The organism is Thermohalobacter berrensis (assembly GCF_003609645.1).
GTDB classification, from domain to species: Bacteria; Bacillota; Clostridia; order Tissierellales; family Thermohalobacteraceae; genus Thermohalobacter; species Thermohalobacter berrensis.
This window is the reverse complement of record NZ_MCIB01000008.1, coordinates 1-20528: the sequence shown is the minus strand read 5'-3', so window position 1 is coordinate 20528 and position 20528 is coordinate 1. Positions and strand designations below refer to the sequence as shown.

The window sequence follows — 20528 nt, the reverse complement described above, 5'->3', positions numbered from 1 at the left end:
ACATCTTAATGACTTATCCTTGAGACCTCCCGGGGTAAGCGTAACCTGCTTCCTCCCATATATCCGCCATATTTACTGCATAAACTTTCGAACCATTTAGGGCTTTGTTTTGTTATGCAAACTCACCCAGTTTATACAGTCTCTAATGTGATTCGTGTACCTCAGACCAGGATTTTGTCTTCAGCTTCTTCAGATTCCACCTCAAGGTGGACACCTTTGCCTTCGGTCAGTGGTTGGCATGGTCAACCTCCACAGTGGACTTTCACCACCTAGTTGTTACATATGCCCGGCGCACAAAAATAGAGGTAGATGATAATCACCTACCTCTCTAATTACAGTATTAAAAACGCCACTGGGACTGCTATCAATAATGTAAGTATAGTTCTTTCAACCCATATGACTAATATTTCTGTTAAACTAATTGGGATTTCTGTAGAAAGTATACATGGTATAGAGGCTGAGAAAAATAATATAGAAGATACACAAACTACTCCGATTACGAACTTAGTAACCAGTGCAGCTTCAACTACTAGTAATGCTGGTAAGAACATCTCTGCTATTCCAACTGCAGCGGCTTTCGCTGCTAACATTGCATCAGGAACCTGTAGAATTTTAGTAAATGGATAGAAAATATACCCTACAACGTCAAATAAAGGAGTATATTTAGCAAAAACTAATCCTATTAACCCTACAGACATTATAGTTGGTAAAATTCCCATGGCCATATTGAAACCATCTTTTAGGTTCTCTAATACACTTTTTCCAATAGTTTCTGCTTTTTCTGCTGCCCTTACTCCTTCTTCCCACGCATTTTTAAATAAGTTCCCTTTAAAAGCTAGCTGTTTGTGTCCTTCCCCAGTAATATATCTATCACTTTTACTACTTAAAGGTTTTATTCTAACTGTAATAGCTGTAACTGTAAAAGTTATTATTAAAGTAGTCCAGAAATATATGTTCCATATATCCATAAGCCCTAAAGTTTTAGCAACAATTATCATAAAAGTTGCAGAAACTGTTGAGAAACCAGTTGCTATAATTGCTGCTTCCTTTATCGTATATTTCCCTTCTTTAAACACTCTATTTGTTATAAGAAGTCCAATAGAATAACTACCAACAAATGAAGCAACAGCATCAACTGCAGATCTTCCAGGAGTTTTAAAGATTGGCTTCATTACAGGCTGCATTAATACTCCTATAAACTCTAAAAGTCCATATTCAACTAAGAAGGATAGAAATATAGCTCCAATAGGCACTATAAGCCCAACAGGAATTACTAATTTTTCAAATAGAAATGGTCCCATGTCACTTTCTAAAAGCCAAGCCGGCCCCATATTTGAATATACAGCTAATACAACTACAATACCTAAAATTTTTAAAATTGAAAAAACTGTATTCACTTTATCTGAGTTCCATGTCTTATTAACAAAAGGTTTAATACTACCTATAATTATTACTGCAATTGCATATATAGGTGCTAAAGTAGGTAGTGTATTTTTAACGCCTGTTACAATATGGTCTAGAGGAATAGTAGATTTCCCACCAATAGTTACGGGAATAAAGAACATAAATATACCAATTAAACTAAAGAGGACAAATTTTACTTTCCCACTTGTACTTAAAGCCTTTCCTTCGGGCATAACAGTATTTTTCATTCAATCTCCCCCTTGTATAATAATGACTAACATGAATAGATTTTGTAATATTCTGAAAATTTTTGTTGGTAAAAAATACTCTTTCTAAATGTTTTTACACCCCCTTTTTTTAAATTATATACTATATCCGTCGCTTAAACGTCTATTTTTTTAAGGCCTTTAATATATCCATTTCATAACAATCTTTTACCTTCTTTAAAAATGTTATCCCCTCTTCACAGTATTTTTCCAATGGTAATTGTAAATATTGTGAAAAACTTTTATTTAATTCTTCATTATTAGCCATATTAGACTTTATTTCTGCTTTAACTCTATATATAAGACCGATTTCGTAGGGATTTTTTAGTTTCTGAGAATTTTCTTCTGCTTTCTTTAGATAATCTAAAGCATCTACATATTTAGCTTCTTTTACATAAATCATTGCCATATATCCTTGTGCAATAGCCTTTCCCCAAACTAAATCAATTTTATTATATACGTTGAGGGCCTTCCTTAAATATTCTCTGGACCTTTTATAATCTCCCATATCAAATGCAGCTTGACCTGCCCTTGTATTAAAAATACTAAGTCCCCTTAAAATATTTTTATTTTCACAAATAGATATTGCTTTATTAAAATAGTTAAGTGAATTAGAAAATTCCATTCTATTTCGCCTTATATCTCCAATATAGTTATATGCTGCGGCAATGTATACTAAGTATCTGCTTGTACCTTTATCTAGCATGTTAAATATTCTAATAGATTCCTTTAATAGTTCCTCAGCTTCTTGGTATTCACCCTTCATAATTTTATTTAAACCTTTAAGCCTTAATAAAATTCCAATATCTTTTTTAAAGTTTTGTCTTTTTGCTAAATCAAGTCCAAGCTTTAAATATTTATCCATTAATTGAATATTATAAGTTTGTATACAGTAGTAAATCATCTGTCTATATCCCTTTAAAATATATTTATACTCATTAATATCTTCAGATTTCTTTATAACCTTTTGTATATATCCTATTCCTTTTTCATACTCTCCCTCTTTTATTAAATATCTTCCCATCATATGAAAAAATACAATTTCAAGTTTTTTTACTTCCTTAGTTATACCATCTTTCTGTTTTACTTTTTGAAGTAATTTTTCAATATCCTTTAAATATGATAGAGATTCCTCTTTATCAATATTTAAATATTTGTTTTTTTCTCCTAAGTTTATATCTAGTTCTGGGAAGAGCTCGTGACTAAAGTTTAGATATATACTTATATTTTTTATGCTATATTTGAGAGCCAGAAGTAAGTTTCCAGCTTTTTGAAAATGATATATAAGCTTTGGATATATAGAAACATCCGATTTATTTCCTTTAAGTGTATTTTCAAGGATCAATCCTATTTTATTATGAAGTACCTTTCTTCTAGCCAATGATTGTTCTTCATATATAAAATCTCTTAATTTTTGATGGGTAAATTTAAAACTTATTTTATCTAAGTTTACAATTTCTTTAATTATATACTTACTTTTAAGTTCATCCATTATATCTAAAATTTCTAATTCATCTTTTTCACTTGTTTCTTTTAATATATCCAAAGGTGCTTCATCAAAAAAGATTGAAATAACATCAATAAGTTTTCTTCCATTTTCTGAAATATCTAAAAATCTTGTCTTTAATATGTCCTTCATCTTTGAAGACATTACATTTATAGTCCCTTTTTCTTTTAAAGTCTTTAAAAATTCCACTAGAAAGAAAGTATTACCTTCTGTTTCACTATATATCATATTTTGAAGTTCTTTACTAATCATATGTTTAGGAAGGGTTTTATTAATAATTTCTTTAGTTTCTTTTTTAGAAAACCTCTCCAAATAAATCTTTTCAATTATGTTGTATTTCCCCATAAGTGCAAGAAATTTATCTATTTCTTTTTCATATCCATTTCTTAATGTACCAATAAACATAACATTATTGTTCTTTATATGAAGTAAAATACTTGTTAACAATGAAAGACTCATCTTATCTATCCATTGTAAATCTTCAATTATAAACAATATCTTCTTCTTCGTAGAAACCTTTTTTAATATATTTATTATTGTTTCTTCAATTACTCCAAATTTTAAGGTATCTATTTTCCTAATTGGGTCTGTTCCTGTCTCTTTTTCTAAAAATCCGGGAAACAAATACGATACAACATTTTTCCATGAATCTAATATATCTATATTTTCACTTTTAATTATCTCTAACAATTTTGAGAATATTAAATTCCATGGTCTTAAAAAGTAATCCTTTTCAACTTGATAGCAATTAGTCTCTAATATATAGATATTATTGGATTTTATTTGTTCGATAAATTTATCCTTAAGGGCTGTCTTTCCGATGCCTGCTTCTCCCATTATAACAACAGATTTTGATTCTTTACTATTTATAAAATTTAAATAGTTTTTCCTTAACAAATTAAGCTCCTTTTCTCTTCCATAGAAAAAACTTTTAGGCCTATCTTTATTTTTATCAAAGCTAAAACTTTTCATTTCAAGTATTTCTCTAAAAAGTTCTTTTGTTTTGACATCTGGTTCTACCCCTAATTCAGTCTTCAATATTTCAAACAATCTATTATATACTTCTATAGCCTTGTTATAGGCTTCCTTTTCAGCATATATTTTCATCAAAATTCTATAAGCCTTTTCATCAAACTCATCTAAATTAATTAATGTTTTAACCCATTTCTCAATAGAATCATATTTTTTATCTTTTAGATCAAATTCAATATTTTTATATACTTTATTTATATATAACTGCTTATAGTATTCTCTTGTACTTAACATCCATTCTTCAAATTTCTTTGCGTTTTTAACTGCAAAACCTTGTAAAAATTCCCCTGTGTATGCTTTTAGATTGTCTTCATTATCATTTAAGAAGGTCTCTAAATCTGAATTTATCTTTATATCAGGATTAAGTGTTACTATTTGCTGCTGAGGAGAAATAATAACATCTAAATCGAAGGCTTTCCTTACTCTATACATGGTATTTCTTAAGTTCTTCCTACCACTTTTATCACCTAAATTTCCCCATAAAAGATTCACCAATTCATCTCTAGTAGCTTGCTTATTTACTACAAGATAATAAAATAGAGCTTCTGCTTTTCTTAAGGGAAAGGAAACCTTTTCTCCATTTTTCTGTACCATAGGAGTATTAAAAATCTTTACATATATCTCTGCCATTAAATACACTCCCCCTACAATTCATACTTATATATTTCAATTAGTAATATATAAATTCCTGCCAAAGCCAGCTGTTATATAGTCACAAATGTAACATTTTTACAGCTTATCTCATAATTTATAATAGCAAAGGAAAAAACATAAATATTAATTTACACCTACAGTCTAAGGAGGTGGCAAAATGACTGATACTAAATCAGGATACAGAGGTGGATGTGACGATTCTCTACTATTTTTCTTCTTACTACTTGTAATATTATTCTGCTATCCTTATTTCTATAGATACTAATCTATAGTATATCGAATACCTTAATAAATCACTAAAGATAATGAATATAAACTGGGAATAGGTAGTTTATTCTACCTATTCCTTTTTATTATGTGTTATTTTAGAATTTTTTGAAAATAATGTTTGATTATGTTTTTTTTTGGGTATATCTTAATTTGTACAAGTTGTTTAATATTTTATTTTTCTAGTGAAAGGGTGTTTAATTATGGGTAAATCGAAAGCTAAACGGAAAGTTATAGAAGACCAAAGGGATATTATGCATGAAGCTATTTCATTAGGATTAAGTTTAACATCTCATGAAGTAGTAGAAGAAAGTCAAAAGCTTGATATATTGTTAAATGAATACTATGGAATATATTCTAAAAAAAACTGATGGATTTAGAATCCACCAGCAAATCTAATTTTAAAAAATAAAAATATTTTACTTTTCCATTCTATATATAGTTCCTGAAACTAAGGCAGTAATAGGTATTGTAAGTATAATTCCAATACTTCCAGCTAAGGCTCTAACTACTTCAGAAGCTATCATATCTCTATTTATAATTTCTATGAATGAATAATCATATGCCATAAAAAGAAGCATAAGATGTATAGCCCCACCTACATATGCAAGAATCAAAGTATTTGACATGGTTCCCATTATATCTCTACCTATATTAATACCTGACCTAACTAAATTCTTTATTTCAATTTGTGGGTTAGTTATATAAATTTCGTTCATTGCAGAAGATATAGACATACTTACATCCATTACAGCTCCTAATGCTCCTAGAATAATACCAGAAAAAAGTAAACCTTTAAAATTAAAATCAATTTCTTGCGGAATGAACATAAGCATTTGAGCCTCTTCGTTTCCTAAACCTGTCAAACTAGCCATATTTCCTATTCCTAATGCAATTAATCCTGCAATTAAAACCCCACCAGAAGTCCCTATAATTGCTGATAAAGTCTTTTTATTAGGTCCACTAATAATTAATAGAGTAATCGTAATAACACCTACACTTATAAGAACTGAAATCAATATGGGACTATATCCTTTAAGAATAAGAGGTAGAAGTATTTTAACTACAGAAAAAATAGTTAGACCTAATGTTAGAACTGTCTTTATTCCTTTTATACCTCCAACAGCTATTAATAAACCTATAAATCCTATAACTAAATAAAGAAGATATTTATCCCTTACAATATCACTAATATAACCTACTAAAATTTCGCCCTTTTCATCTTCTTCTAAATAAAGAAGAACATCATCTCCTGCATCGATAAAGATATTATAGGCAAATCTTTCATCAATAACATGTTCCACAGTAATTATTTCACCTTTATGTTTACCACTAGTGATTTTTACCTCTACCTGTTGGCGTCTCATTTTTACGTCTTCACCAAATCCTTCTACATTTTCATATTCATCTGATATAATTTCTAAAACTTTTCCTCGAACAGGTTTAGGTGTCTCCTCTGAAATATTCTGTTGTTGTAAGCTATTTGTTGTATCACTAACATCTGCTTTAACATAGGTTGAGTTGAGGGTTAAAACTATAATAAAAATTATTAATAAGACCAAAAATCGTGATAGATATTTACCAAAATTTATATTCATTACTTCACCCCTCTATATACATGCTATATCATAATCATATATAAACTTGTCCAAAGAGTCAATAAAAAAACGTAGCTCCTAGTTCCTAACTCTCAGTTCTTAAAAATAAAAAAATTAAAAACATGTTTAGTATTTTGTGTTCTGTTATTACTTCTAAGAAATCTAGCCTATAAGGACCGTTACTTGACCTAGGTAGTAAGGCTTTGTGGCCCGTTACTTTGCCATGGATGTCTAGCCTAGGAAGTCCGTTACTATGCCAAGGAAGTAAAACTTCGAGGACCGTTACTATTCCAGAGAAGAGAAACAAGGATGTCCGTTACTTTTAAAAGCAGTTTTTGATGATTAGTGGATAGTGGTTGTTTTTTAGTAATGCTATGAAGATTATTAATTTAAAAAAACATCTTACTAAATTCTTGCTATTAATGGTTTGTTATTTTTTATCTTTTGCATTATCCTAACCACTAATCACCAGCCACTAACAACTACTTTCACTAACTACTACCTACTAACTTTTTCTAAAAAGCTAAGAACTGAGAACCAGGAACTAGCAACTGTATTTCCTACTAACTACTTGCTACTAACCACTAACTCATTCATTTTCAATTTTACATTTTTAATTTTTAATTGTTTTTCTAATTGTCAATTGCTTTTAAAGGTTCATTATTAAAAAAAGTGGAGACAAATGTCTCCACTTTTTTATAACACATAGGAAATTATAATCAAATAAAAGCTGTGGATAAAATATAATTTCCGTTATGTGTTTCAAAAAAGTCAACCTTGAAAGTCTTCTATTTTTAATAGAAGACTTTTTTACAATTCTACTTTTGAAAGTATTTCCTCTTCTTCCTTATTTACTTTTGACTCTAATTCCTCTACTTCTTTCGAAAGTTTTTGTACAAATTTTTCATCCTTTATAGAACCTAAGTTAATCTTTACATTGTATAGTGCAGATAATACAGCTGTTCTTGCCATCATACAAGCAACAGCTCCATCAGTTACAGCATTTTTATTTCCCTTTTCAATTACTACCTTTGCTAAGTCCATCATTTTATAAGCATTTTTTGCCACATCTAATGGAACTAAAGCAGCATTTTTAAAAGCCTCTTGAATAGCTTTTTTTCTCTTTTCCTTTTGTTCATCTGTATCCTTAGGTAATTTAAATGATTCCATAACTTTGTCAAAGGCATTTGAATCCCTATCTATATCTTCAACAAATTTATCCCTTAATTCTTTTGCTTTATTAAGTAATTCTTCCATTTCCTTTTCAACTTCTTCGTAGCCTTTTTTACCTATTGTAAGATTAGCCACCATTTCAGTTAAACTTGCAGCAATACCAGCACTAAGTGCAGCTACACTTCCTCCCCCTGGTACTGGTGCCTTAGATGCAGTCTTTTCTAAAAATTCCTTTACACTCATTTCCCCCAACATATTACCACCTCGTTTTACTTTTTTTTATTATATTTTAAACATCTTACTATAGATTTCCTCTTTGTCATATACTAATTTTCCATTTTTAACAACCTTTTCTACTGTATTAACCCCTATATGATATGGTATGTATTTATATGATGGAAACTCAAGTATTACTATATCTCCTTTTTTACCCACATCTATACTTCCAATAGTATCTGCCCTTCCTACAGCAGCTGCACCGTTTATAGTTAAGGCAGTTATAGCTTCTTCTGTTGTTACATCCATATAAAGGGTAGCTAATGAAAATATTAAAGGTATAGATTCAGTAAAACAACTACCAGGATTTAAGTCAGTAGCCAATGCAACTGCACAGTTTTGGTCTATCATATATCTAGCCCTTGCATAAGGCTCTTTTAAACTAAAGGCTGTACCTGGAAGGATAGTTGCTACAACTCCTGCTTCAGCCATATCCTTTACTCCCTTATCTGAAGCCTGAAGTAAATGGTCAGCAGATACAGCACCTAATTCTGCAGCTAATTCTGCTCCACCTAACTGTACTATCTCATCTGCATGTAATTTTGGCTTTAATCCATATTCCTTTGCTTTGTTAAGTAATTTTCTTGATTGTTCTACTGAGAATACTCCCTTTTCACAGAATATATCACAGAATTCAGCAAGCTTTCTCTCTGCCACATCAGGAAGAACTTTATCTATAATAAAATCAATAAACTCATCTTCTTTCCCTTTATAATCCTTTGGAATTGCATGGGCTCCTAAAAAGGTCTTAACTATATCTACAGGATGGTTTTTATCTAACTCTTCCATAACCTCCAGTTGTTTTATTTCAGTATCATAATCTAGACCATATCCACTTTTTCCTTCAACTGTAGTAACTCCAAAGGCTAACATAGAATTAAGTCTTTTTCTACCAGTTTCTAAAAGTTCTTCCTTTGATGCCTTTCTTGTTGCTTCAACTGAATTTACAATACCTCCACCACGTTCCATTATCTCCATATAGCTATCTCCACGTAGTCTCCACGAAAACTCTTCAGGTCTATATCCACCAAAAACAAAATGGGTGTGTGAATCAACAAATCCAGGTAAAACAGCTTTATCCTTAGCATCTATAACTTCATAATCATTCTCATTATATTTATCTAATATTTCTTCTGTTTTTCCAACTTCCTTAATTATTCCATCTTCAATAACTACTGCACCATCATATATTATCTTTAAATCTGACATTTCCTTTCCTTGTTTTGCTTTAAAGCCACTACAAGTTACCAGTTCATTAGCATTTTTTATAATCAAATTACCTTCCATTTAATCACCCCTGAATTTAAATATCTATAACGGGTTTTTTATTCCATTATTCTAGTTTCTAATACTTGGTCCATTGAGAAATCTTCAATTCCCATATAGTATACTGCACTATCAATTAATGCCTCCATTGGAACAAGACCAATAACTTCACTTCCAACTACATTCACCCCATATCTTCTAGCTTCAATCTTTATAAGCTCAAAAACTCTATAAAGGGCAGTTTTAGTATAATCAGTCATATTCATAGAAACCTGAACTATTCCTCTATCCTTTAATTCTACACCTATTGCCTTGCAGTATCTTAATCCTCCGTTTATATGTCTTACTTTTCTTGCTATTTGATTAGCAATTTCTATATTGTCAGTATCCAGGTTTACATTGTAAGCAACTAGTGGCATTCTTGCCCCTACAGCAGTAACACCTGCAGTTGGATGTACTTTATCTGGTCCAAAATCTGGCTTCCATTCTGGTTTTTGAAGCTTTTCTGCCATACCTTCAAATTGACCTTTTCTTATTTTAGCTAAATTCTCCCTTTCAGGTCTTGTTGCTGATTTTTCATATAGGAATATAGGAAGGTTATACCTTTCTGAAGCCTCTTTAGCCACTTCCTTGGATAGTTCAATAGCCTCTGTCATACTTACATTTCTAATAGGTATAAATGGTACAACATCTACAGCTCCCATTCTTGGATGCTGACCTTCATGTTTTGTCATATCTATAACATCAATAGCTGCTCCCATAGCTTCTACTACTGCATTTTTAAGGGGTTCAGGCTCTCCAACAACAGTTACAACAACTCTGTTATGATCCTCATCTCTTTGATAATCTAATAGTTTTACCCCATCTTTACCTCTAAATGGCTCAACTATCCTTTCAATTTTTTCTAAATCCCTACCCTCACTAAAATTTGGCACACATTGTACTATCTTTTTCATAGCCATAATCAATCTCCTCCTTCAGTAAGTTTCCCCCCTGAAAAACGGGGACGGTTCTGTTTTGCATAACTTAAAAATTTTGTCGAATGATAATTAAGAATAAAATTACTCTATTTCCATAGTTGTAGCGGAGAATAAGCTCTCCGCTACATTATATTTATTCATTCATTTTATTCCAAGCTTCATCAACTAAACCTTTTACTAAGTCCTCATTAGGAATATATGGTATAGTGATATGGTCTGTACCTTCATTCATCTTGTTGTATTCTATACAAGTTTCTATAGATGCTTCATTTCTAGCCCATGCACGTCTTGCAACTCCACTCATTACATCCCATGGTACAGCTCTCTTAATAATTTCATCTACTCTACTACTACCATCAAGCACTAATCCAAATCCACCATTTATTGCTTTTCCTATTCCAACACCTCCACCATTGTGAAGGGCAACTAAGCTCATACCCCTTGCTGCATTTCCTGCAAAACAGTGGGTAGCCATATCAGCCATTATATTACTACCGTCTTTGATATTAGCAGTTTCTCTAAATGGAGAATCTGTACCACCTGTATCATGATGGTCTCTACCAAGCATAACAGGTCCTATTTCACCTTTTCTTACCATATCATTAAACTTAAGTGCTATTTTCATTCTACCTAAGGCATCTTGATATAGTATTCTTGCCTGTGTACCAACTACTAATTTGTTTTTATCTGCATCTCTTATCCATACATAATTATCCCTATCTTGGAATCTTCTATTAGGGTCTATACATTCCATAGCAGCCCTATCTGTCTTTAATAAATCCTCATGCTTACCACTTAAGCATACCCATCTAAATGGTCCATAACCATAATCAAATAAAACAGGTCCCATTATATCCTCTACATATGATGGGAATATGAAACCATCCCTTGGGTCTTCTCCATTTTTACAGATTTCTTTAACTCCTGCATCATATACAGCCTTCATAAAGCTGTTTCCATAATCAAAGAAGTAAGCTCCTCTAGCAACTAACTTCTTAATTAATTCAAAATGACGTCTTAGTGATTTATCAACTAACTCCTTAAATTTAGGCTTATCATTTCTTAATAATTCCGTTCTTTCTTCAAATGTTAATCCTTGAGGACAATATCCTCCATCATAAACAGCGTGACAAGAAGTTTGGTCTGATAATAAATCTATTTCAATATTATTTTCAACAGCATATTCTAACAGATCAACAATATTACCATAAAAGGCTATTGCAATACCTTCTTCTTTTTCTTGATATTCCTTTGCTAATCTAAATGCTTCCTTTGGATCCTCTACTATCTCGCTAACCCATCCTTGTTCATGTCTTGTCTTAATTCTTGAATAGTCAACCTCAGCAATTATACCTACACCATTAGCAATTTCAACAGCTTTACCTTGTGCTCCACTCATTCCACCAAGGCCTGATGTAACATATAGATGTCCCCTTAAGTCTTTATCACCAGGTATTCCAAGCTTAGATCTTCCTGCATTTAATATAGTACTATAAGTTCCGTGCACTATACCTTGAGGGCCTATATACATCCATCCACCTGCTGTCATCTGACCATAATTTGCTACACCTAAAGCTGCAGCCCTATGCCAGTTTTCTTGGTCATCAAATATACCTATCATTAATGCATTAGTTATAATAACCCTTGGTGCTTCAGGTGAAGATTTAAACAATCCTAATGGATGTCCTGACATTACTACCAGTGTTTGGTCTTGAGTTAATTCTTCAAGATATTTTTTTATTAGTCTATATTGCATCCAGTTTTGGCAAACCTGTCCTGTTTCCCCATAAGTAACAAGTTCATAAGGATAAAGGGCAATATCAAAATCCAAGTTATTATCTATCATTACTTGAAAAGCTTTTCCCTCAGTACATTTACCCTTATATTTATCAATTGGCTTTCCATATATCCTTCCTTCTGGACGGAAACGGTATCCATAGATTCTTCCCCTTGTCATTAATTCATTTAAAAACTCCGGTGCTAACTTTTCATGCCACTTTTCTGGAACATAACGTAGTGCATTTTTAAGTGCAAGTTCTATTTCCTTTTTATTTAAAGTTAATTCCCTTTTCGGTGCCCTTCTAATACCCTCTTCAAATTTAGGCATTTCAGGCAATTCATCAAATATATCGTCTAATTTTATAGTCATAGCATTGGAAATATCTATATTGTTAATCATACAACTCCCCCTTCTATAGATTTGTGTATTTTAATTATATAAAATAAGCGTCACCAAATCGTCTAATTTTTGTGACAATTATGAATTGGGTTTATTTTACAAAATTGAAACAGGACCCCGGTTCTCGTTTCAATTTATATTTAATTATTCAAATAAACAAAAGAGGGGCAATCCCCTCTTTACATTTATGTTATTCATATATAGTATCTACATATTATAAAAAGATATTACTAAGTTAAAATTATTTAGATCTATCATATAATTCCTTTTTTATACTATCAATGTCTATTCCCTCATTAACCATTAATACAAGTAAATGATATACTAAATCGGAAATCTCATATATAAGCTCTTTTTTATCATTATTTTTTGCTGCAATGATAACCTCACTACTTTCTTCTCCAACCTTTTTTAATATTTTGTCTATACCTTTTTCAAATAAATAGCTAGTATAAGAGCCTTTTACTGGATTATTCCTTCTACCTTTAATTACTTCATATAATTCACTAATTACCTTATCATAGTTTTTATAATCCTTACTTAAAACTTCATTATGAAAGCAAGAATATTTACCAGTGTGGCAAGCTACCCCCTTCTGCTTTACCTTTATAAGTAATGTATCTTTATCACAATCATAATATATCTTTAAAACCTCTTGAAAATTTCCTGATGTTTCACCTTTATTCCATAATTTCTTTCTACTTCTACTGTAAAACCAAGTCTTTCCCGTTTCAATTGTCCTTTTTAAAGACTCTTTATTCATATATGCAACCATTAATACTTTATTAGTCTCTATATCTTGAATAACAGCAGGTACTAATCCATTAGAGTCGAATTTTATTTTTTCAATAAATTTCATTAATATATCACCTTCTTACTGGTATATCTTTTGACTTTAGATATTCTTTTAAATCATCTATAAAAATCTCTTTAAAATGAAAAACTGAGGCAGCTAATGCTCCACTTGCTTTACCTTCACTTAACACCTGATAAAAATCTTCTTTTTTTCCTGCTCCACCTGATGCAATTATAGGTACATCTACTTCTAAAGATAGTCTTTTAACCAATTCAATATCATATCCATTTTTAATCCCGTCAGTATCAATACTATTAATTACAATTTCCCCTGCTCCTAATTCCACTCCCGACTTAGCCCATTTAATAGCATCTAATCCAGTATTTATCCTTCCACCATTAACAAAAACTTCCCACTTATCTTTTTTATCTACTTTCTTAGCATCAATGGAAAGTACTACACATTGAGAACCAAATTTTAATGCAGCATCTTTTATCAACTGAGGATTTTTTACTGCTGCCGAATTAATAGAAACCTTATCTGCACCTGCCCTCAATATCTGAGTAAAGTCATCTATAGATTTTATTCCCCCTCCTACTGTAAGTGGAATAAAAACTTCTTCCGCAGTCCTTTCTACAACATCTAACATTATTTTCCTCTTTTCATGTGATGCAGTAATATCATAAAAAACTAATTCATCAGCACCCTGCTCATTATAATATTTAGCTAATTTAACTGGATCATCTACATTTTTTATATCCTTAAACTTTTTTCCTTTTACTACAATACCTTCTCTAACATCCAAACATGGTATGACTCTCTTTGCTAGCATTTAGCCACCTCCAGCAACCCTTTTAAGCTAACCTTTCCAGTATATAGGGCCTTTCCGATTATACAACCATATACTCCCATATTCTTTAGTCTCTTTACATCATCTAAACTACTAATTCCACCGGAAGCAATTATATTTACTTCTGTTTTTTCCTGTAAGGTCTTGTATATCTCAAAATTAGGCCCCTTCATCATTCCATCCCTTAATATATCCGTATATACTATTGTTTTTAATCCCATGCTTTCAAGTTCTTTTATTAGGTCTAAAGAATTTATAGAGCTTACTTTTTTCCATCCATCAACTGCAACTTGTCCTTCTCTTGCATCTATTGATACAATAATTCTTTCACCATAATCCTCTACTAATTCCTTTAATAGCTGTTTATTCCTAACAGCAAGAGATCCTAATATAACTCGTTTTACTCCTAAGCTTAACATTCTTTCAACACTTGCTCGATTTCTTATTCCTCCACCAACTTGTATTGGAATATCGACTGTTTTTAAGATTTCCTCTATGGATTTTATATTTTTATTTAATCCACCTACTGCTCCATCTAAATCTACTATATGAAGATATCTAGCCCCTTCTACTTCCCACCTTTTAGCTATATCTGATGGACTATTACTATATACTGTTATATCCTTAAAGTTTCCCTGTTTAAGTCTTACACAATTTCCTTTCTTTATATCTATTGCCGGAAATATTATCATTGTATCATCTCTCCAAATGCCTTTAATAAGGCTAATCCTGTATTCCCACTTTTTTCTGGGTGAAATTGCATTCCTATTACATTATCCTTTTGTACTATAGAGGGAAATTCATTTCCATACTGAGTCCAGCACACAACATCATCTTCTTGTGCTTTTACATAATAGGAATGTACAAAGTATACATAGTCTTTATCATTAATATAGTTTATTATCTTACTATCCTTATTTATTTCTAGTGTGTTCCAACCCATATGTGGAACAACCATTCCTTTTTTAAATTTAACAACTTCACCTTTTAAAATTCCTAATCCTTCATATTCTCCATCTTCAAAACTCTTTTCAAATAAAAGCTGCATTCCCAAGCATATTCCTAAAAGGGGCTTATCATTATTAACATTTCTTTTTATAGTAGAGATTAATCCTTTATTTCTTAAACTATAGATAGCATCTCTAAAAGCCCCTACACCTGGAAGGATTATTCCTTTAGCATCATCAATTTCATTAGGATTATCGGTAATCTTTGAATTATAACCTAGTTTTAATAGGGCCTTATAGACACTTTTTAAGTTCCCCACTCCATAATCAATAATTGCAATCAAGTTTATATCACTCCCTTTGTCGTCATAACTCCATTTATCCTTTCATCTATAACGGTGGCTTTATCTAGTGCTCTTCCTAATCCTTTAAAAATCGATTCAATAATATGATGGGTGTTTTTCCCCTCTACAAGCTTTACATGAAGAGTAATTTTGCTACTATTTACAAAGCCCCTTAAAAATTCCTCCACTAATTCAGTATCAAACTCCCCTACCTTCTCTCTTGTAAAATCTACATCAAATGCTAAATAAGGTCTTCCACTAATATCTACAACTATACATGTAAGGCTTTCATCCATAGGTGTATAAACATGTGAATATCTTCTTATTCCTTTTTTATCTCCTAAGGCATCCTTAAAGGCCTTTCCCAAAACAATTCCTATATCCTCAACTGTATGATGCCCATCTACATGTAAATCTCCTTGACAATCTACTTCTAAGTCAAATAATCCATGTTTAGAAAAAAGTGTAAGCATGTGATCAAAAAATCCTATTCCAGTTTTTATGTTACTTTTACCCCTTCCATCAATATTAAGAATAAGCTTAATATCAGTTTCTAAAGTCCTTCTAGTTTTTTCTGATTTCCTCATTATTAATCACTTCCTTTAAGCTACTAATAAGAAAGTCATTTTCTTTCTTTTTTCCTACTGTAATCCTAAGGTGATTTTCTAAAATTCCATCACCAAAAGCTCTTACCATTATGCCCTTTTTTAGTAATCCTTTAAATATTTTCTTATTGTTTGGGACTTTAACAAAAATAAAATTAGCCTCTGAAGTATAAGGTTTAATACCTTCAATATTTTTTAATTGGTTATACATACGTTCCCTTTCCTTCTTTATTTTTTCAATATTTTTAAATATATCATCTTTATTCTTTAAAAGTTCTATTGCAATAAGTTGTGATATGCTATTTAGATTATAAGGAGGTTTTACACTATTAAGGCTATCTATAATAGCATCATTGGCCACAATATAACCAGTCCTAATTCCTGCTAATCCAAAGGCTTTAGATAATGTCCTAAGTACAATAAGCCTTTTAAAATTTTTTACTTCACCCACAATACTTCCCTGTGAAAATTCTATATATGCTTCATCTACAACTACTAAGCTTTCTGTATTTCTAATTACCTTTAAAATTTCTTCCTTATTAAGCTTTTTTCCCGTTGGATTATTTGGTGAACATAAAAATATAATTTTGGCTTTCTCTTTATTGGCTTTCCTAATTATCCTATCTATATCTACTTGAAAATTGCTATTAGTTGGTATAGATATATATCTTCCACCAATAATTTTAGTAATATGCTTATACATTACAAAAGTTGGAGAATAGGATATTACAACATCTCCTTTATCTACAAAAGTATTTATTATAATATTTATCATTTCATCTGAACCATTACCTACCAAAATATTTTTGTAATCTACATTTATATATTTTTCTAATTCCCTTCTAAGTTCTGTAGAATCTGTATCGGGATATCTGTTTAAGGCTAAATTACTTAATTTTTTTTGAATACTTTCAATAACTCTATTTGGAATATTAAAAGGGCTTTCATTTGCATCTAACTTATAAATATAATTATAATCATGAGGAACATAGGGTTTTAAAGCTAATATACTCTCTTTAATTAAAGACTTTTCCATTATTCAAACCTCACTTTTATTGAGTTTCCATGAGCCGTTAGCCCCTCTTTTGCTGCTAATTTTATTATCTTATCTTTATCCTTCATAAGAGATTCTCTACTATAATATATAAGGCTTGATTTTTTCATAAAATCATCTACACCTAAAGGTGAAAAGAACTTTGCTGTTCCACTTGTAGGTAAAGTATGATTTGGTCCTGCTAAATAATCTCCTAATGCTTCAGGGGAATATTCACCTATAAAAATTGCCCCTGCATTTTTTATTTCATTTACTATCTCAAAGGCATTATCAACCATAAGCTCTAAATGTTCTGGGGCGATTTCATTAGACAAATCTATAGCTTTTTGTAAATCTTCAACAACAATAATTGCTCCAAAATCCTTCAAGGATTTTTCTATAATTTCCCTTCTAGACAGTCCTTTTACTTGTTCTTTGATTTCATTTTTAACCATTTCTGCTAATCTTATAGATGTTGTTATAAGTATAGATGATGCCAATTCATCGTGTTCTGCCTGACCTAACATATCAGCAGCAATATATTTTGGATTAGAATTTTCATCACCAATTATTAATATTTCACTTGGTCCTGCAATCATATCTATATCTACAGACCCATATACTAATTTTTTAGCTGTAGCTACATATATATTCCCTGGTCCTACTATCTTGTCTACCTTAGGGATTGTCTCTGTACCAAAGGCTAAAGCACCTACTGCTTGAGCTCCTCCTATTTTAAATATCTTATTTACACCTGCAATCTTAGCTGCAGCTAAAATAGCTTTGTTAACCTGTCCATTTTTATCAGGTGGAGTTACCATAACTATTTCCTTTACACCTGCAACCTTTGCAGGAATAGCATTCATAAGAACTGTTGAAGGATAAGCTGCAGTTCCACCTGGTACATATATTCCTACTCTATAAATTGGATTATATAGTTGCCCTAGGGTTATCCCTTTATCTTTATTCCATATCCAAGAATTTTTAAGTTGCTTTTTATGAAACTCTTTAATATTTTCCTTTGCATTTTCTAATGCCTTTATAAAATCATCTTCACAATCTTTGTATGCATCCTCTATTTCTGTATTTGAAACATAAAAGTTGTTTAATTTAATTCCATCAAATTTTTTTGTATACTCAATAACAGCTTTATCACCGTTTTTCTTAACATCTTCAATAATCTTTTCTACCCCTTTGGTAACATCATTAAATACAACTTTACTCTTTCTTATAAAAGCCTTTATATCTTTATTCCCTTCTTCTTTTAAGTTAATTATCCTTATCATTTCTTTTATTCACCTCTTGAATTAACCTTACTTTTTTCATTATTTCTTTAATTCTATTATTTTTCATTTTAAAACTTACTTTATTAGCTATAAGTCTAGCACTTATATGATACATATCTTCTATAACCTTTAACCCATTTTCTTTTAAAGTTCTACCAGTTTCTACTATATCTACTATTACATCTGCTAATCCCACCAATGGTGCCAATTCTACTGAACCATTAAGTTTTATCAAATCAATCTGTTTTCCCTTTTTTAGAAAATACTTTTTAGCTACATTAGGATACTTTGTTGCTACCCTTAAAGTCTCATAGCTTGTATTCATTTCATATCCAGGAGGGCCTGCAATAACAAATTTACATTTTCCAAATCCTAAATCACATAATTCATAAAATTCCTTTTCTTCCTCCATAATAGTATCTTTACCAACTACCCCTAAATCCGCTGCTCCCCTTTCAACGTATGCTGGAACATCACTTGCTTTGACTAGTATATATCTAATAAGCTTTTCTTCATTTACAAATATTAATTTCCTAGTATTTTTTTCTATTTCTTCACATTCAAATCCCATTTCTTTAAAAAGTTTGTATCCTTTTTGGGCTAATCTTCCCTTAGCTAGAGCTATGTTTAAATATTCCAAATTATCCCCCCTAGTGTATAGGCATAACTAAGTTTTGGTTTTCCTTAGTATCTATTTCCTTTATAAAGCGTCTTGTATTAATTGTTTCAGAACTATTTTTCTTATTATCGATGACTATTACCCTTTCATCACTATATTTCATTACCCATCTTACCCTGTTTGCTGATGCATAGTTTATATAATCTTTAAATCTTTTATTAAGTAATCTAGTTTCTACTATAAAGGCATTCTTTCTTAATTTTTCTGCTATTTGGAATACTTCCCTTCTATTTTTAGGTGTATAAAGAATTAAATAATCTGTATAATACCTTTTATGTTTTAACTTATTAATTGTTAACAACCCCCTTAATAGTTCATCTATATTTATTCCAAAACCAGTTGCAGGTATGGAATGTCCAAACTCCTTTGTTAATTTGTCATACCTCCCTCCACTTAATATTATCTGACCATAATTTGCCATATAGCCTTTGAATATAATACCTGTGTAATAATCAAGGTAATTTATTAATCCTAAATCCACAGATACAAAATTACTATAACCATAGTCTTTTAGTATTTCATATACTGATTTTAAGTCTTCTAATGCTTTTTCCATTTTTTTATTTAAACACATTTCCTTTGCCTTATCTATTATGTTTTCAAAGTCTCCATAAAGTCCGGGAACTTTTACTAGAATATCTTTTACATCTTCTCTAATATTTAATTTTTCTAGAAACCTTTCAATTTCTGTAAAATTTTTATTTTCTATAAGCTTTTTTAATTGACTTTTAATATTGTTATCTGCATTTACTTCTTCAAATAGTCCCTTATAGAAATCTGTATGGCCTATCTCTATATGAAAATCTGATACTTCATTTAATAAAGTCTTAATAGCTATTGCAATTACTTCACCATCTGCATCTAATTTTTCATTTCCAAAAAACTCAATACCAGCTTGGGTAATTTCCCTTCTTTTTCCTTGATGGTTTTTATTCATTCTATATACTTTTGAAACATAAAAATACTTTAATAAATCATCATTAAATTTTTTTCTGCTTGTAACCATTCTAGTAATTGGAACTGTCATATCGGGTCTAAGAACGAGTATCTCTCCTGAGCTATCTATAAGCTTAAACATTTCATCCTTTATTACAGTACTTCCTATTCTAGAAAATACATCTAAATACTCAATAGTTGGAGTGCAAATCTGTTTATATCCATAGCTTTTAAAAATGTTTTTTATTTCTAATATAAGCTTATCCTTAATCTCATAGTAATCACTTAGCTCATCATTAACTCCTTGAGGAACTTCACGCTTGAAATTGTACATTGTATATTTGGCACCTCACTTTATTAATTTATAACTTTATCACTTTATCATGCTAAATTATTAGTCTATATGTTACTATATTTTTAACAAAAATGCAATATCTTTTTTTAAAAATT

General features: G+C 30.7%; 17 protein-coding genes. 1 reads left to right on the top strand and 16 read right to left on the bottom strand.

What is annotated here, in order from left to right; genetic code table 11:
- Nucleotides 1-332 precede the first annotated feature (332 nt).
- Complete coding sequence (locus tag BET03_RS05340; RefSeq protein WP_120168073.1) at nt 333-1652, bottom strand: YjiH family protein; 1320 nt, start codon at nt 1650-1652, stop codon at nt 333-335.
- Between the two features lie 142 nt (nt 1653-1794).
- A complete protein-coding gene (locus BET03_RS05335; protein WP_120168071.1) occupies nt 1795-4839 on the bottom strand; it encodes an AAA family ATPase in 3045 nt (1014 codons plus the stop codon).
- 494 nt (nt 4840-5333) lie between these two features.
- On the opposite strand from BET03_RS05335, the gene BET03_RS05330 reads away from it, so the two are divergent.
- Entirely contained in the window at nt 5334-5501 is a 168-nt protein-coding gene (locus BET03_RS05330) for an aspartyl-phosphate phosphatase Spo0E family protein (RefSeq protein WP_120168069.1), read from the top strand.
- Nucleotides 5502-5549: 48 nt separating this feature from the next.
- On the opposite strand, the gene BET03_RS05325 is transcribed toward BET03_RS05330, so the two are convergent.
- From BET03_RS05325 to hisZ, 14 genes are all read right to left on the bottom strand, one after another.
- Nucleotides 5550-6728, bottom strand: a complete 1179-nt coding sequence (locus BET03_RS05325) for a YibE/F family protein (protein WP_207666037.1) — start codon at nt 6726-6728, stop codon at nt 5550-5552.
- Between the two features lie 810 nt (nt 6729-7538).
- The gene (locus BET03_RS05320) at nt 7539-8144 is read right to left on the bottom strand and encodes a cyclodeaminase/cyclohydrolase family protein (protein ID WP_279230350.1); all 606 of its coding nucleotides are present in this window, start codon (nt 8142-8144) and stop codon (nt 7539-7541) included.
- A gap of 39 nt (nt 8145-8183) precedes the next feature.
- Nucleotides 8184-9464, bottom strand: coding sequence for an imidazolonepropionase (gene hutI, locus BET03_RS05315; protein WP_120168065.1), 1281 nt, complete (start codon nt 9462-9464; stop codon nt 8184-8186).
- A gap of 38 nt (nt 9465-9502) precedes the next feature.
- Nucleotides 9503-10405 (bottom strand): glutamate formimidoyltransferase, encoded by a 903-nt coding sequence (gene ftcD, locus BET03_RS05310; RefSeq protein WP_183108735.1) that lies wholly within the window; start codon nt 10403-10405, stop codon nt 9503-9505.
- 151 nt (nt 10406-10556) lie between these two features.
- Nucleotides 10557-12602 (bottom strand): urocanate hydratase, encoded by a 2046-nt coding sequence (locus BET03_RS05305; RefSeq protein ID WP_120168063.1) that lies wholly within the window; start codon nt 12600-12602, stop codon nt 10557-10559.
- Nucleotides 12603-12843: 241 nt separating this feature from the next.
- On the bottom strand, nt 12844-13461 hold the full coding sequence (hisIE, locus tag BET03_RS05300; RefSeq protein WP_120168061.1) for a bifunctional phosphoribosyl-AMP cyclohydrolase/phosphoribosyl-ATP diphosphatase HisIE: 618 nt from the start codon (nt 13459-13461) through the stop codon (nt 12844-12846).
- Between the two features lie 7 nt (nt 13462-13468).
- On the bottom strand, nt 13469-14230 hold the full coding sequence (hisF, locus tag BET03_RS05295; protein WP_120168059.1) for an imidazole glycerol phosphate synthase subunit HisF: 762 nt from the start codon (nt 14228-14230) through the stop codon (nt 13469-13471).
- Nucleotides 14224-14940 carry a 1-(5-phosphoribosyl)-5-[(5-phosphoribosylamino)methylideneamino]imidazole-4-carboxamide isomerase gene (gene hisA / locus BET03_RS05290; RefSeq protein WP_120168057.1) on the bottom strand — a complete coding sequence of 239 codons (717 nt, stop codon included), beginning with the start codon at nt 14938-14940 and terminating at the stop codon, nt 14224-14226. The genes hisF and hisA overlap by 7 nt, the downstream gene beginning before the upstream one ends.
- Nucleotides 14937-15539, bottom strand: coding sequence for an imidazole glycerol phosphate synthase subunit HisH (gene hisH / locus BET03_RS05285; protein ID WP_120168055.1), 603 nt, complete (start codon nt 15537-15539; stop codon nt 14937-14939). Before hisH ends, hisA begins: the two co-directional genes overlap by 4 nt.
- A 2-nt stretch (nt 15540-15541) precedes the next feature.
- Nucleotides 15542-16126 (bottom strand): imidazoleglycerol-phosphate dehydratase HisB, encoded by a 585-nt coding sequence (hisB, locus tag BET03_RS05280; RefSeq protein ID WP_120168053.1) that lies wholly within the window; start codon nt 16124-16126, stop codon nt 15542-15544.
- Nucleotides 16104-17180: a histidinol-phosphate transaminase gene (gene hisC, locus BET03_RS05275; protein ID WP_120168051.1), complete on the bottom strand. Its 1077-nt coding sequence runs from the start codon at nt 17178-17180 to the stop codon at nt 16104-16106. Before hisC ends, hisB begins: the two co-directional genes overlap by 23 nt.
- Nucleotides 17180-18463, bottom strand: a complete 1284-nt coding sequence (gene hisD, locus BET03_RS05270; RefSeq protein WP_120168049.1) for a histidinol dehydrogenase — start codon at nt 18461-18463, stop codon at nt 17180-17182. The genes hisC and hisD overlap by 1 nt, the downstream gene beginning before the upstream one ends.
- Complete coding sequence (hisG, locus tag BET03_RS05265) at nt 18447-19103, bottom strand: ATP phosphoribosyltransferase (RefSeq protein WP_120168048.1); 657 nt, start codon at nt 19101-19103, stop codon at nt 18447-18449. Before hisG ends, hisD begins: the two co-directional genes overlap by 17 nt.
- 10 nt (nt 19104-19113) lie before the next feature.
- Complete coding sequence (hisZ, locus tag BET03_RS05260; RefSeq protein ID WP_120168046.1) at nt 19114-20412, bottom strand: ATP phosphoribosyltransferase regulatory subunit; 1299 nt, start codon at nt 20410-20412, stop codon at nt 19114-19116.
- Nucleotides 20413-20528: the final 116 nt, after the last annotated feature.

Coding starts and splice junctions, on each gene's coding strand:
- BET03_RS05340 (WP_120168073.1), bottom strand. CDS start 1,652: ATGAAAAATACTGTTATGCCCGAAGGAAAGGCTTTAAGTACAAGTGGG.
- BET03_RS05335 (WP_120168071.1), bottom strand. CDS start 4,839: ATGGCAGAGATATATGTAAAGATTTTTAATACTCCTATGGTACAGAAA.
- BET03_RS05330 (WP_120168069.1), top strand. CDS start 5,334: ATGGGTAAATCGAAAGCTAAACGGAAAGTTATAGAAGACCAAAGGGAT.
- BET03_RS05325 (WP_207666037.1), bottom strand. CDS start 6,728: ATGAATATAAATTTTGGTAAATATCTATCACGATTTTTGGTCTTATTA.
- BET03_RS05320 (WP_279230350.1), bottom strand. CDS start 8,144: ATGAGTGTAAAGGAATTTTTAGAAAAGACTGCATCTAAGGCACCAGTA.
- hutI (WP_120168065.1), bottom strand. CDS start 9,464: ATGGAAGGTAATTTGATTATAAAAAATGCTAATGAACTGGTAACTTGT.
- ftcD (WP_183108735.1), bottom strand. CDS start 10,405: ATGGCTATGAAAAAGATAGTACAATGTGTGCCAAATTTTAGTGAGGGT.
- BET03_RS05305 (WP_120168063.1), bottom strand. CDS start 12,602: ATGATTAACAATATAGATATTTCCAATGCTATGACTATAAAATTAGAC.
- hisIE (WP_120168061.1), bottom strand. CDS start 13,461: ATGAAATTTATTGAAAAAATAAAATTCGACTCTAATGGATTAGTACCT.
- hisF (WP_120168059.1), bottom strand. CDS start 14,230: ATGCTAGCAAAGAGAGTCATACCATGTTTGGATGTTAGAGAAGGTATT.
- hisA (WP_120168057.1), bottom strand. CDS start 14,940: ATGATAATATTTCCGGCAATAGATATAAAGAAAGGAAATTGTGTAAGA.
- hisB (WP_120168053.1), bottom strand. CDS start 16,126: ATGAGGAAATCAGAAAAAACTAGAAGGACTTTAGAAACTGATATTAAG.
- hisC (WP_120168051.1), bottom strand. CDS start 17,180: ATGGAAAAGTCTTTAATTAAAGAGAGTATATTAGCTTTAAAACCCTAT.
- hisD (WP_120168049.1), bottom strand. CDS start 18,463: ATGATAAGGATAATTAACTTAAAAGAAGAAGGGAATAAAGATATAAAG.
- hisZ (WP_120168046.1), bottom strand. CDS start 20,412: ATGTACAATTTCAAGCGTGAAGTTCCTCAAGGAGTTAATGATGAGCTA.